The organism is Methanosarcina hadiensis, from assembly GCF_046529725.1.
GTDB classification, from domain to species: Archaea; Halobacteriota; Methanosarcinia; order Methanosarcinales; family Methanosarcinaceae; genus Methanosarcina; species Methanosarcina hadiensis.
Genome location: NZ_CP136241.1, coordinates 822,579 through 836,665 on the forward strand (window position 1 = coordinate 822,579; position 14,087 = coordinate 836,665).

Annotated in this window: 7 protein-coding genes, 2 rRNA genes and 1 pseudogene; 5 read left to right on the plus strand and 5 right to left on the minus strand. The window is 43.3% G+C overall.

Going from position 1 to position 14,087, the window contains the following annotated elements; genetic code table 11:
• Positions 1-53 precede the first annotated feature (53 nt).
• A 23S ribosomal RNA gene (locus tag RSJ42_RS03650) occupies positions 54-2,958 on the plus strand.
• A 79-nt stretch (positions 2,959-3,037) separates the two neighbouring features.
• Positions 3,038-3,159 (plus strand): 5S ribosomal RNA (gene rrf, locus RSJ42_RS03655).
• Between the two features lie 345 nt (positions 3,160-3,504).
• Here rrf and cbiZ read toward each other — a convergent pair.
• From cbiZ to RSJ42_RS03675, 4 genes are all read right to left on the minus strand, one after another.
• Positions 3,505-4,107 (minus strand): adenosylcobinamide amidohydrolase, encoded by a 603-nt coding sequence (gene cbiZ, locus RSJ42_RS03660; RefSeq protein ID WP_410509344.1) that lies wholly within the window; start codon positions 4,105-4,107, stop codon positions 3,505-3,507.
• Between the two features lie 172 nt (positions 4,108-4,279).
• On the minus strand, positions 4,280-4,984 hold the full coding sequence (locus RSJ42_RS03665; RefSeq protein ID WP_410509345.1) for an ABC transporter ATP-binding protein: 705 nt from the start codon (positions 4,982-4,984) through the stop codon (positions 4,280-4,282).
• Positions 4,971-5,783, minus strand: coding sequence for an ABC transporter ATP-binding protein (locus RSJ42_RS03670; protein ID WP_410509346.1), 813 nt, complete (start codon positions 5,781-5,783; stop codon positions 4,971-4,973). Before RSJ42_RS03670 ends, RSJ42_RS03665 begins: the two co-directional genes overlap by 14 nt.
• On the minus strand, positions 5,783-7,060 hold the full coding sequence (locus RSJ42_RS03675) for an ABC transporter substrate-binding protein (RefSeq protein WP_410509347.1): 1,278 nt from the start codon (positions 7,058-7,060) through the stop codon (positions 5,783-5,785). The genes RSJ42_RS03670 and RSJ42_RS03675 overlap by 1 nt, the downstream gene beginning before the upstream one ends.
• A gap of 338 nt (positions 7,061-7,398) precedes the next feature.
• Between RSJ42_RS03675 and RSJ42_RS03680 the strand changes: the two are divergent.
• Positions 7,399-8,320 (plus strand): annotated as a pseudogene (locus RSJ42_RS03680) (branched-chain amino acid ABC transporter permease).
• Positions 8,296-9,408 carry a branched-chain amino acid ABC transporter permease gene (locus RSJ42_RS03685; RefSeq protein WP_410509348.1) on the plus strand — a complete coding sequence of 371 codons (1,113 nt, stop codon included), beginning with the start codon at positions 8,296-8,298 and terminating at the stop codon, positions 9,406-9,408. Before RSJ42_RS03680 ends, RSJ42_RS03685 begins: the two are co-directional and overlap by 25 nt.
• 241 nt (positions 9,409-9,649) lie before the next feature.
• On the opposite strand, the gene RSJ42_RS03690 is transcribed toward RSJ42_RS03685, so the two are convergent.
• Entirely contained in the window at positions 9,650-9,775 is a 126-nt protein-coding gene (locus tag RSJ42_RS03690) for a hypothetical protein (RefSeq protein ID WP_410509349.1), read from the minus strand.
• 624 nt (positions 9,776-10,399) lie between these two features.
• Between RSJ42_RS03690 and RSJ42_RS03695 the strand changes: the two genes are divergently transcribed.
• A complete protein-coding gene (locus tag RSJ42_RS03695) occupies positions 10,400-13,567 on the plus strand; it encodes a PAS domain-containing protein (RefSeq protein WP_410509350.1) in 3,168 nt (1,055 codons plus the stop codon).
• The last annotated feature ends 520 nt before the right edge of the window (positions 13,568-14,087 follow it).

The following is a 14,087-nucleotide window of genomic DNA, read 5'->3' on the forward strand; positions in this document are numbered from 1 at the left end:
ACATGAAGTCGTGTATAGGTGCTGTATATTGAACGCTAACTGGACCTGGTTAGGTATACAAGGAAATATGCTATCAGGTGGATGGCTCGGCTCAAGAGCTGATGAAGGACGTGCCAAGCTGCGATAAGCCCGGGGTAGGTGCATGGAGCCAATGAACCCGGGATCTCCGAATGGGACCTCTCCATAGTGATCAGTAATGATCGGGAACGCTCCGAATTGAAACATCTCAGTAGGAGCGGGAAAAGAAATCAAACGAGATGCCGTAAGTAACGGCGAGTGAAACCGGCACAGTTCAAACCGAATCCCTTCGGGGAAATGTGGTGTTGTAGGGCTGTTCAAAAGTCTCGCGGCAAAACCAAACTTGCCTGGAACGGCAGACCATAGAGTGTGACAGTCACGTAGGTGTAAGCCAACAGATGGGAACATGTCCCTGAGTACCGTGCGTCGGATATCGTGCGGGAATCCGGGGGGCACCAACCTCCAAAACTAAATACTACTTGAGACCGATAGCGAAATAGTAGGGTGACCGAACGCTGAAAAGTACCCCGAGAAGGGAGGTGCAAAGTGCCTGAAACCTGATAGTGATGGAACGATACGGCATGAAAGGATCTCTGATACGAAGGAAGTACCCGCGAGGGTATTGTACGAGTATCACTGCCAGTGTCGTATCTTACGTTTTGAAGAACGGGCCAAGGAGTGTATCTTGATGGCAATGGCTAACCTTTTACCTGGGCAGCCGAAGCGAAAGCAACATGTGCGCAACCCTCGGGTGAGGCACGACGTATACAAGTGCGTGGAGTCATCGGGGTACGACCCGAAGCCAGGTGATCTAGGCGTGGGCAGGTTGAAGCGTGGCGAAAGCTACGTGGAGGACCGCAAGCGGTGTTGATCTGCAAATCATTCGTGTGACCTGCGTCTCGTAGTGAAATGCTAATCTAACCTGGCATCCGCTGGTTCCTTCCGAAACATGTCGCAGCATGACCTGACTGGAGATTGTCGGTGGAGTAGAGCACTGATTGGCGGTTCCGGGGGGGAAACCCCTCGCCCGCTTGTCAAACTCCAAACCCACCGTCATCAAAGAAAGTCGGAGTCCGGACTGCTGGGGTAAGCTTGTAGTCCGTAAGGGAGACAACCCAGCCCGTGGTTAAGGTCCCCAAGTGTCGACTAAGTGTAAACGCTAAAGGGCGTCCCAAGCCCAAGACAGCTGGAAGGTTAGCTTAGAAGCAGCTACCCTTCAAAGAGTGCGTAACAGCTCACCAGTCGAGGTTTGGGGCCCCGAAAATTGACGGGGCTCAAGTCGACCACCGATACCACGGAGTACCGCAAGGTAATCTCGTAGGAAGGCGTTGTGTTCGGACTGAAGCAGGGCTGTGAAGTCCTGTGGACCGTTCACAAACGAAAATCTTGGTAATAGTAGCAGCATAGCAGGGTGAGAATCCCTGCCGCCGAAGGGGCCAGGTTTCCTCGGCAATGTTCGTCAGCCGAGGGTTAGTCGGTCCTAAGACGTACCGTAATTCGAGTACGCCAAAAGGGAAACAGGTTAATATTCCTGTACCATTTAGCACTGAGTCTGACGTCTCAGGGCAGGCCGAGCGGCGTCGTCGCGCCGTCTAAGCAGCGAATCCTGTGGAGAGCCGTAATGGCGAGAAGCGGGCGAATCTGTTATGGCAACAGTCGGCTGCACCCAGGGACCCGTGAAAAGGCAGCTAAATGTCCGTACCGAGAACTGACACAGGTGCCCCTAGCTGAAAAGGCTAAGGCGTGTCGGAGTAATCCAGTTAAGGGAATTCGGCAAATTAGCTCCGTAACTTCGGGATAAGGAGTGCCTGCTGTGAAGACAGCAGGTCGCAGTGACCAGGGGGCTCTAACTGTCTAATACCAACATAGGAAATTGCAAATCCGTAAGGACTAGTACAATTTCTGAATCCTGCTCAGTGCAGGTACCTGAAACCCCGGTTCAACGGGAAGAAGGGCCTGTAAACAGCGGGGGTAACTATGACCCTCTTAAGGTAGCGTAGTACCTTGTCGCTTAATTGGCGACTTGCATGAATGGATCAATGAGAGCCCTACTGTCCCTAACTGGAGTCCGGTGAAGCTTACATTCTAGTGCACAGTCTAGAGACCTCTAGGGGGAAGTGAAGACCCCGTGGAGCTTTACTGCAGCCTGTCGCTGGGTTGTGGTTCTGGATGTACAGAGTAGGTAGGAGGCGTCGAAGCGTGTGCGCCAGCATACGTGGAGCCAACGTTGGGACACTACCCTTCTGGGACTACGACCCTAACTCTGCGAAGAGGACCCCGATAGGTGGGCAGTTTGCCTGGGGCGGGACGCCCTTGAAAAGATATCAAGGGCGCGCAATGGTTGACTCAAGCGGGTCGGAAACTCGCTGAAGAGTGTAAGAGTATAAGTCAGCCTGACGTTATTCAGCATAGCAGTGGATGACGAGACGAAAGTCGGTTCTAGCGAACTTTTGTGCCTCCTTGGTGGGGGCCAAAAATGACAGAAAAGTTACCCCGGGGATAATTGAGTCGTTGCCGGCAAGAGTACATATCGACCCGGCAGCTTGCTACCTCGATGTCGGTTCTTTCCATCCTGGCCGTGCAGCAGCGGCCAAGGGTGAGGTTGTTCGCCTATTAAAGGAGATCGTGAGCTGGGTTTAGACCGTCGTGAGACAGGTCGGTTACTATCTACTAGAGGTGCACGAGGTCTGCGGGTAAGCTGCTTTTAGTACGAGAGGAACCAAGCAGCGGCGCCACTGGTGTACCGGTTGTCTGACAAGGCATCGCCGGGCAGCTACGCGCTAAGGAATAAGAGCTGAATGCATCTAAGCTCGAACTCTGACCTAAAAAGAGACCTTATTAAGGATTCCGGTAAAAGACCGGTTTGATAGAAACGGGATGTAAGCACCAAGGCAACGAGGTGTTCAGTCCGCGTTAACTAACTATCCGTTCCTTCACCTAATTCAGGTCCAGGCGAAATTCAATATGCAGCACTAAACACGACTTTCTTGTTTTCCACAAATCCATTTTATAGGCTGAGTTTGGCGGCCATAGCGGCAGGGCAACTCCTGTACCCATCCCGAACACAGAAGATAAGCCTGTCCACGTTCCTTACTGTACTGAAGTGTGCGAGCCTTCGGGAACTCTGGATCGCTGCCAAATTCACCTTATAATATCTCTAATTCTCAATTAATTTTAGTTGATCTTTAATTGATCTTTAATTGATCTTTAATTGACTTTTCTAGTGTTTTATTTTGATCTTATTATTGTTTTAATCAATTTCGTGCCTTTCCAGAACTTTGTTTATCTATTCTATAATTTCGTACTTCTCAAAGTCTAAAACTTTTAAACTATGCTATGAATAAATAGGCCATATGTCTTAAATTCCTATTTTTCAATCCCAACGCATTTTACTATCCAAAGGGACGCGCACCTCACAGTATCTTAAATAGGGTGGAATTGGTGGGAAATTAGATTAATTTATATTGCATGCGAAAAAAGTTTTAGTTATTCTCCCCTTAAATCAAGTCCTGCCTTTACCCCTTTTACAACAGCTTCAGTGATCTTTTTCCCAAACTCCGTACTTGAACCTGCATAGGGAATTTCTTGTCTTTCCTCATCCTTTGATCCAGGCATTGAGTCTGCTTCGTATGCCACAATTACTGCGTCCGTATTGGTGCCCAGAAAAGTATACCCTTTTTCAAGGAGAGCAAGCCCTTTAGCCTCGGTTGCTGTAATGATTGCGCCTAGGAGAGCTGTCTCTGATAATCTTACCTTTGAAACAAGAATTATGTTTATGGTTCCTACCTTTGCTCTAAATTCCGAGCCATTGCTCACGCCAGCGGTTGTGAATGCTGTTAAGTAGTCATCTTCGATGATCTGGAGGTATTCCATATTCACGGCTGTCAGAAGGCCGAAATTAGCTGCTTCAAGTCCAAGTTTCAGGGCTTCTTTCCTTATGAACCCCTGAGGACTGGGGGGATTAAAAGTCCTTGGCACCTGTTTATTAAAAATGTATTCTACCCGCGCACGGCCGCCGTTTAAACCTGTGCTTACGGCTTCGAAATTGCCTTCAATAATAAGGGTTCTGTTTTTTACGTAGTATTGCATGTAAAGGCTCCGTTTTTATATGTGGTTTCTTTTTTATGGATTACCGGGCTCATAATTACTGATGTTTCTAACCCATAAAGCATCATTCACCGTACTCTAACCTTTCCTTCTCACAGCTGTCTTTGCTGTCTTTGAGCCCTGTATAGGAAGCTGCCATTATCATGTTCGAAAATTAAATCCCAATACAGAAATTCTCGAACTTCTCATGGCCGAGCAGTTCTTCTGATTTGCCTCCGAAAACGATCCTCCCATTCATCAACATATACGCATTATCACTTATTTCCAGTGCTTTTTTCACGTTCTGCTCAACTATAAGCACTGTAAGTCCTAATTCTTCATTTAGCTCCGTAATTTTCCTGAGAGTTTCAGCGGCAAGTTTAGGCGAGAGCATTGCTGTGGGTTCATCAAGCACCAGCAGTTCTGCTTTTTTTATCAGAGCCGAGGCTATAGCAAGGAACTGTCTTTCACCCCCGCTCAAAGTACCTCCATTTTGCTTTAACTTCTTCTTGATTTCAGGAAATACTTCCATGGCTAAATCCAGCCGTTCTTTATATTCTTTTTTTTCGAGAGTATAACCGGCTATTTTAAGATTTTCCTCAACTGTCAGGTTAGTGAAGATATTGTCTACCTGAGGGACATAAGCCATGCCTATCTTTGTTTTCTCGTGTGGAGGAATTTTGGTTATATCCCTGTTTTTGAAAATAACTTTACCAGAGTGAATAGTAGCAAGGCCAAAAATAGACTTTAAGAAAGTGCTTTTTCCACTGCCATTTGGGCCTGCTACTGTAGTGATCTTCCCTTTTTCTATTACAGCATTTATATCAAAAAGGATATGCAATTCCTTATATCCTGCACAGAGGTTTTCAACCCTGATCACCAAGATACACCTCCACGACACGGGGATTTTCCAGTACCTCTTTACCTCTACCCTCAGCTACAATTCTTCCTCCTGCCATAACGTAAACCCTATCAACATATCCAAGAACCAGGTCTAACCGGTGCTCTACTATAAGAAAAGAAATTCCTCTGCCAGAAAGTTCTCTAATCTTTTTAAGGATAGAATGGGATAGATCAGGAGCTATGCCTGCAATAGGCTCATCCATAATAATGAGCTTTGCCTGGCACATGAGGGCTCTGCCTATTTCGAGAAGCCTTAGCTGCCCTCCACTCAGATTCATTGCCGGCTCATTCCACATATGTTCTATACCCAGGAAACTCAGGGTTGAGAGCGCTTTCTTTACGAGGGCTTCCTCTTTTGCAAGCCAGTTTCTTTTAAAGCTCTGGATTATGCTTTCTCCATAATTTGCTTCAGCTATAAGCAGATTCTCAAGAACCGTAAGTTTTAGAAGTGGCTGTGAAGTTTGAAAGGTTCTTACTATGCCTTGTTTAAAAATATCGTGAGGAGGGAGATTTGTTACCTCCTTTTCCCCAAAAAGAATTCTACCCTTATCTGCACCAAGGAAACCGGTGATCACGTTTATAAGAGTGGTCTTTCCGCTTCCGTTAGGTCCTATTATCAATGTTATGCAGCTTTTTACTTCTATACTTACCTCATCAAGGGCTCTAAGCTCGCCAAAGCTTTTCGTAAGGTTCCGGGTTACTAACTCTATTTTATTTCGTTCACGGTTATTTTGCTTGCAGGAAACTTTCATATCCTGGCCCTTTCCGGTTTCCATCAGCTCCACTCTACTCTGTTCGTAGCAAATTCCCATACTCCGTTTGCATTCCAGTTCCCATCGGAGACAGCGTAAATTATGTATCTCGAGCCAATTCTGTCACGATATTCGTTGAACTTAACTTCCCCGCTTACAGGGTACACTCCATAATTACCCATACTGTACTCTTCTGCCATTCCTGGCATAGCCTCTGCCATAGCATCTGCATTGTATTTGCCTTCTTTATCGTATACTTCTGCAAAAGATAGAGCAAGCACCCATGTTGCATCGTATGAATTCAAACCATAGCCCTGAGGCGAGTTGCCAATTTGCTGGTAATATGTAGTGTTCAGTTTGTCGAAATCTTCTCCACCCTTCGTTTCCGAAACCGTGCTGAAAAGTTTAATTCTGCTCGCTTTTTCAGGGACATCTTCTATAATCTTGCTGCTCTTTGCTGTTCCGTCGCATCCTACCCATTTTACATCAAGCAGCACAGAGCTGTCCTTTGTCTGTGCAAGCATGGTAGCTACTTCCTCGTAGCTGAAAACCACAACTGCAATCTCATCCCTTGAGTAGTCCTTCAGCAAAGTATTCACATTTTCTTCAAGTGTAGCTATATATGGTGTGAAGTCTGCAGGTGGGGGATTCGGATATTCTACTGAAGTCTTTACTTCTACTCCCTGTTTTTCAAACTCCTCTCTCCCGAATTCTTCCAGGCCTTTGCCCCATGCATTACCGGTATAGGTTATTACTACCGCTTTCACGCCCAGTTCATGAGTGAGTTCCGCTATGCCTTTAGTCTGGAAAGAATCCGTAGGTACAAATCTGAAAATAAACTTTTTCTCTTCCGGTGCAGTCACGCCTATATACTTTGTTTCTGCAGTTGAAGAAGGGGAAGCCAGGATTATCTTATTAGACCTTGAGTACTCGCTGACACTTTTCAATTCCCCGCTACTCATTGGTCCAACGATAAGCTTCACACCTTTCGCCTGCAGTGCCATGACCGTATCCAGGGCTTTTTTCGGATCAGCGCCTGTATCCTCAATATAGAGCTTGACCCGGTACGGTTTTCCGTCCTCTGCAAATTTCTTGTTTACATCTTCGCCTGCAATCGTAGTTGCGGTTTTAATATCCCAGCCATATGTTGTCAGAGGTCCTGAAAGATCTACAAGTACCCCAACCGGGATCTCAACCTCCTTAACCTCAGCTTCCGCAGCAGTTTTCTCTCCGGTTTGCATACATCCAGAAACGAATACGATAATAATTATAGCGGCAGCAAGACCGAATAATCCTCTCATAATACATCATCTCACATTTCTTTGCCTTGCCGTTTTTATTCCTTAATTTTTTGTTTCTTATCTGTCTTATCTTAGCCCCATACCTTAAACTCCTTAACAATCTTAAATTAAATATAATCCACATCATAATGAAAATATTAAAGTAGGGCGTTAAAACATATAGATATCTATATTTTCAGTATTCTTTGTGGTTATTGTGGTCTATTCCTCTTTTCCCTTTACATTTTTATTTTTCTATAGGTATGGAATATCAAGTGAATATGTGTAGATACTTATATTCTAACCTAAAACATGGAATATAGATAACTATATATCTGCTTACATAAGTAAAAAATAGCATGACTGTTTTGGAAGGGGCAGTTGTTTACTCAAATCTTCTGGTTCTTCTGTGTATTGGTTTAACAATAACCTGTATCACGACAGGGGTGCCCAATTTTGCCCAGGGAAGCATGGCAATATTCGGTTCCTACCTTTCCTTGACGCTCTGGCTTCTATTCGGGTTGCATCCTTATTACTCTCTTTTTCTCCTTTATTTTCGGAGGTCTAATTGGAGTAGGTATCTACTTGCTGGTTCTCAGGCCGTTGATGAGGAAAAAGACTATAGTTGTTACGCTTATGATAGCCACTCTGGCTGTGGATTTGATATTTATCGGCATACTTGGCGCATATGCTGAAACACTTGGTAACCTTACCAGAAAAGCGACTACAAAATTTATTTTTACGCCAATTGACTTCAAAATTTTTGGTTCAGAGGCAGTACTCCTGATCTCAAGTTTTATGATTCTCCTTTTTCTTTTCTCTCTTTTTCTGCTCCTTTACAGAACTAGATTCGGAATAGCCCTGAGGGCTTCTATGGAAAATGCAGCTCTGGCAGAAATAATGGGAGTAAATGTGGAACACACCCGTCTGTTTTCATGGTTTCTCTCTGGCTCCCTGGCTGCAGTTGCAGGAAGTATGCTGCCTTTCCGTCAGGAGATCGTGCCTTTAACCGGAACTATTATGATTGTTTCTGTTTTTGCAGCGAGCGTTGTAGGTGGCCTGAGGAGTATCTATGGAGCTCTGGCTGGAGGGTATATCGTAGGGATCTCGGAGTCGCTTGTAACCTTTTATTTATCAAAAATCTTAGGACCTGATGTCCTTGTGTACGGCAGGGTGGTTTCTCTTGTTTTGCTGATACTGGCTTTAGTAATTGCTCCCATGGGAATTGCAGGGTTGAGTATATGGAGGAGTAGAAAATGGAAATGGGGCACTTCTTCTTAAATGTGGTGCTGTGGTTCTCAATATACCTCATAGTTGCACTCAGCCTTAATTTGGAATATGGTTATGCTGGCATTCCCAATTTCGGTAGAGCTATGGCTGTTCTCATCGGGGCTGCAACGGTTGGATATGCAGTAAACCATATTCTCATGCTTATTTTCGGCATAGAGGGAAAGATTGTAGAAGCAAGCGGGATCCTCAAAAGTGCGGCTAACTCAATGATTACACAGAACCCGCTTATAGGAATCGGTATTCTCGTTTTCTCACTTTTTTTAGCTGCTTTCATAGGTGCCGTAGCAGGCATTCTTTTTATCCTTCCAAGTTCCAGGCTCAGAGAGGAATACCTGACAGTTACTCTGCTTGCAATAAGCGAAGTTCTGTATCTGGTCTTTAACTACAATAGCTCCATAATAGGGGGCTGCTATGGTGTAAGCGTTCCCAATGTACTTGCATGGATACCTGAAGACTGGCGGGTTCTTTCTTTTGCTGTTTTCAGCCTGGGAGTAGCGCTGATAGTTTACCTTTTTGTAGAAAGAATCCTTACCTCACCCTATGGCAGGCTTTTGAAAGCAATGAGAGAAAATGAAAATGTTGTTCGGGCTTTTGGCAAGGATATTCTTATGATCCGAATAAAGACCGCAGCTCTGGGTTCAGGCATTGCAGCGCTTGCCGGAGCCCTGTATTCCCTTTATAGCGTGAACGTCATAGCCTCCACTTTCTTCAGGGTAGAATGGACATTTTTTCCGTTTCTTATGGTTCTTTTAGGTGGCATGGGAAATAATAAGGGTGTAGCTCTGGGCGTACTGAGCTTTGTCCTCGTAAAACTTTCCCTTACAATGTATAAATATGAAATAAAGAGCCTTCTCCATTTACCATTTGAAGCTTTCTGGCTTGAATATGTACTTTTCGGAATCGCAATGCTGCTGATATTATACTATAGGCCCGAAGGGCTGGTCAAAGAAAAACCTGTAATGACCCCTGCGATAAAGCAGGCTCTAAAGAAGAGTTTTAAAAAGGCAGAGGATACAGATTATGCAAAAGGTATGGAATATAGAGCCTGTGAGAAGTTTGAAGAAAGTTATGAAAACTAGTTCATTTTTGCAGGCACATATTGATAGCAAACTGGGGAAATACTGGTAACCATACTGGGGAAATAATGGTGACAGCGAAAAACTGCACAATAATCTAATCGATCGCCGCGGATATAATTCGAAACCAATTAAATAAAATTAATATAAAGACAGTAAATAAAACAGGCCCTGATTTGAGAGGTTTATTCAGGTACACAAACTCTACAATATCAGGGTCTGGGAATTTTGGCTTTTCTTGATTTCAATCCTGTTTCTTTTTTCTTAATACGAAAAACCAGACTGCAAGAACCATGAATGCAGTGCCTGTTTCAGGCTGGTATCCCGACAGCTCCCTTCCAGAATCCTCTGAAATACCCATTATTTCCAATAAGTATTGTATTGAGGTCAGAACCTTTAATACTCTGTATTACTTGTCGTCAGGATCAAAATAACCGGGCGTTGCACATTAAATTAAATATTATTGGAGACTTATCAGGTTGATTTAAAATTGCTGTTATGAGTTTCGTCTTTTTGCAATCAAATAGAAGCTGTTTGATAAGCTTACAGTATCAACAGCAGTTATTACTTTTAACCCAAAAATATATGGTGCAGTAAAAATTGTTCTCCAGGTTTGTAATTAAATTTTTCTAGAAGCTATGGATAAACATGTTAATTATATCCTGAAATCACATCAAATAAACCTCAGAACTAAATAAGTTACTGGTCTGTTCGTTATTAACCAATACTTTTTATAAATTTAATCTTATTATATATGATTTGTATTTTGTTGTAGAAATATAAATTGAAAAAGTTCTAATATGCCACTATAAATCGAAGCAAACCGGCTCTATAGCACGTACCATAAAGTTTGAAAACACAACCAAACACAAACGACATCCTATTAATAATAGAAAGTGGGAGAGTATGAAAGTTAAATACTCTATTTATTCAATTGCCATTGAAAGTTCGGCATTTTGTTGCGCGAATTATGGATACTCAGGAGAAAATAAAAGTGAAAAAAGGGCAATCTCCAGCAGTAAATTTCAATCCTGTGATCAGCGTTGAAAAGGATGGTACTGTTCTTTACTCAAATGAGGCGGGAAAAATCTTATTGCAAGAGCTGGATGTCAGGGTTGGAGAAAAATTACCTTCATATATAGGAGCTTTTGTTCAGAGGGCAATTTCCCGGGAAGGTATTGAAAAAATTGAAATTAAAATAGGCAAAAAAATATATTTTTTTATTTTTTACCCCTTGCCCGAACATGAATGTGTAAACGTTTACGGATTCGACACAGGCGACCGTAAAAAGTTTGAAGGAAATCTTCGGGAACGTGAAACTCAAGAAAAGATTGACCTGGAACTTGCCAATATTATTGATGTTAAATCCGTTCAGTCCCTGATGAATGACTTTTATAAGCTTGCTCACACTCCCATGGCCCTGCTTGACCTCAAAGGCAATATTCTGGTAAGTGCCGGATGGCATGAAATCTGCACCAGATTCCACAGGGTTAATCCTGAAGCCTGCAAGCATTGCATAGAGAGTGATACGATTCTCTCTGCTGGCGTTGCTCCGGGAGGACACAGGCTGTACAAATGCAAGAACAACCTGTGGGATGCGGTAACTCCAATTATAGTCGAAGGGCAGCATATAGGAAATATTTTCTCAGGGCAGTTCTTTCTTGATAATGAGCCTCTTAACTATGAGATCTTTCGATCTCAGGCTAGTAAATACGGTTTCAATGAGGAGGAATACATAAAAGCGCTTGAAAAAGTTCCAAGGCTTAGCAGGGAAGCTGTGGACACAAGTATGACCTTTTTCATGACCTTTGCTAATATGATCTCACAGCTCAGCTATGGCAATATCAAGCTCTCCAGATCACTGGATGAACGCGATTCTCTGGTTGCTGCGCTGCGGGAAAGCTATGAAAGTTTTCGCTCGGTTCTTGAGAATTCCCTGGATTCCGCATACCGCCTGGATTTTCACCAAGCCCGCTTTGATTATATGAGCCCTGTGATAGAGCAGATTACAGGCTTCTCTCCTGAAGAAATTGATGCAATGACCAGAAATGATCTTCTCGACCGCATTCACCCCGATGACCTGCCTCTGATCGTTTCGGGAACTGCTAGATCATTGGATGAGGGTTTCGGAACACACGAATACAGGTTCAAATGTAAAAACGGAGAATACCGCTGGCTAGCTGATCATTTCTCGATCATTAAGGATAAAACTGGCGTGGCCCGCTTTAGAGCAGGCATTGTTCGCGATATCACCGAGAAAAAGCAAGCTGAAAAAGCTCTCAGTTTTTCAAATCTTTACAACCGCAGTCTGATAGAAGCCAGCCTCGATCCTCTGGTAACCATTGGACATAATGGTAAGATTACAGATGTAAATGGCGCTACAGAGAAGGTTACAGGATATTCGAGAAGAGAATTGATAGGGACGGATTTCTCTGATTACTTTACCGAACCTGAAAAAGCCCGTGAAGGCTATCAGCAGGCATTCACACAGGGGGAGGTTCGTGATTATACTCTGGAGATTCGACATAAGGATGGTTACATAACTCCAGTTTTATACAATGCTTCAGTTTATAGAGATAGGAATGGCGAGATTATTGGTGTCTTTGCTGCTGCACGTGATATCACTGAGCGTAAAAGGATAGAAGAGGCACTTCTGGAAAGTGAATCACGTTTAAGGCTTGCCCAGATCGCTGCGGGTGCGGGAATATGGAACTGGGACATTTCTACCGACAGGCTCGAATGGTCTGAAGAACTATTCCGGCTCTTTGATCTGGATCCCAGGGAAAATGATGCCAGTTTTGATTTATGGAGAAGTTTGCTCCATCCTGACGATAGGCTGAGTGTGGAAAACAGGATCGCAACAGCAATTAACAACCATAACTCAATCTTGCTCGAGTATCGGATTATACTCCCATCGGCAGAAGTTAGATGGATCAATGCCCTTGGCAGTACGACTTATGATAGCGGTGGGAAACCACAGCGTGTATCCGGGATCTGCATCGATATTACCGAACGCAAAAAAGCAGAAGAAGCCCTGAAAAAGACACATGACAACCTGGAAAAATTAGTTGAAGAACGAACAATCGAGCTTGAGAAGGCTTATGAATCGTTGAAGGAGAGCAAAGAAGGTTTAGCCGAAGCTCAAAAAATGGCTCATATTGGAAACTGGAGCTGGGATTTTATAACCGGTGAAACATGCTGGTCTGAGGAAATGTATCGTATTTTTCGGCTTAATTCTCAGGAGTCATCTCCAATTCATAGAGAAATTTTTAATTATATTCATCCTGATGACCGGGACTACGTGGATAGTGCAATTAAAAAAGCTGTAAAAGAAAAGCCTTTAGGTATTGATTACCGGATTATTACAGCTGATAGAAAAGAACGCACAGTTCACGCAGAGAGCGAAATTATTTTTGACCAGAATAATAACCCTATCCGGGCAAAAGGAATAATCCAGGATATTACAGAACGCAAAGAGACAGAAGGAGCCCTGGCAAATATCGAGATTGCCCGTAAAAAGGAAATTCATCACCGGATTAAGAATAATTTGCAGGTAATCTCTTCACTTCTTGATCTCCAGGCTGATAAATTCGACAATCCTAAAGTTATTGAGGCATTCCGGGAAAGCCAGAACCGGGTCATATCCATGGCTCTCATCCACGAAGAGCTTTATAAAGGAGAAGGGACAGACACGCTGAATTTCTCCACATATATAAGGGAGTTAGCTGAAAATCTTTTTCAGACTTACAGTCTTCGCAGTAAAAATATTCTCCTGTATATGGACATGGAAGAAGATGTTTTTCTTGATATGGATACTGCTGTCCCGCTAGGAATAATTGTCAATGAACTCATTTCCAACTCTCTTAAACACGTATTTTCCGAACAGGACAGGGGAGAAATCAGAGTTAAACTATATAGAGAAAAAAACAGGAAGCACAAAAAGGAAAGAGATAAGGTTACAGGTTTTGTTTTGGCTGTTTCAGACAATGGTACTGGCATCCCTGAAAGTCTCAATATTGAAAACACTGATAGTCTTGGTATACAGCTGATAAACACACTGGTAAATCAACTGGATGGAGGACTTGAACTGAAAAGGGATAACGGGACTGAGTTTACAATCAGGTTTAAAGTAGCAGAAAAAAATCAGGCTCACATCCGGTAATATAAAGAAAGAAAGTTAGAAGGAAAGCTAGAAGGAAAGTTAGAAGGAAAATTAACCTGATAATGCAAACAGAGGAAACTGTATTACTGAGGTTATTTTAACGCTAATAACTTTCTCAACCGAATTCAATAATTTCATTATATCTCTAACTTTATAAAGGAAAATGTTTAGCAGCTACAAAATAATTCCTGAGCAGTATATACTCATCGAATTTTCCGGGACATTCCGGGACATCCCGGAAAAAATGGAGGTTAGATGGAAAAAAAGTATATCTGATCGTATTTCATCCCTTATCCGAACAGGAATATGTAAACATCTCCGGGTCCGATATAAATGGGCGGAAAGAATACGAAGAAAAACTTCTGAAGAGCGAGGAGAAGTATCACACTCTGTTGAACCCGGTAGATCAGGACTTTTTTCTTATCGATATCGCTTTGACAAAAATGACTGTCCTGTAGGTTTATTTTATGGAGAGTCCAATGCAGCGGCTGCCCACATGCTGGGTCGGGATTATGCCGGC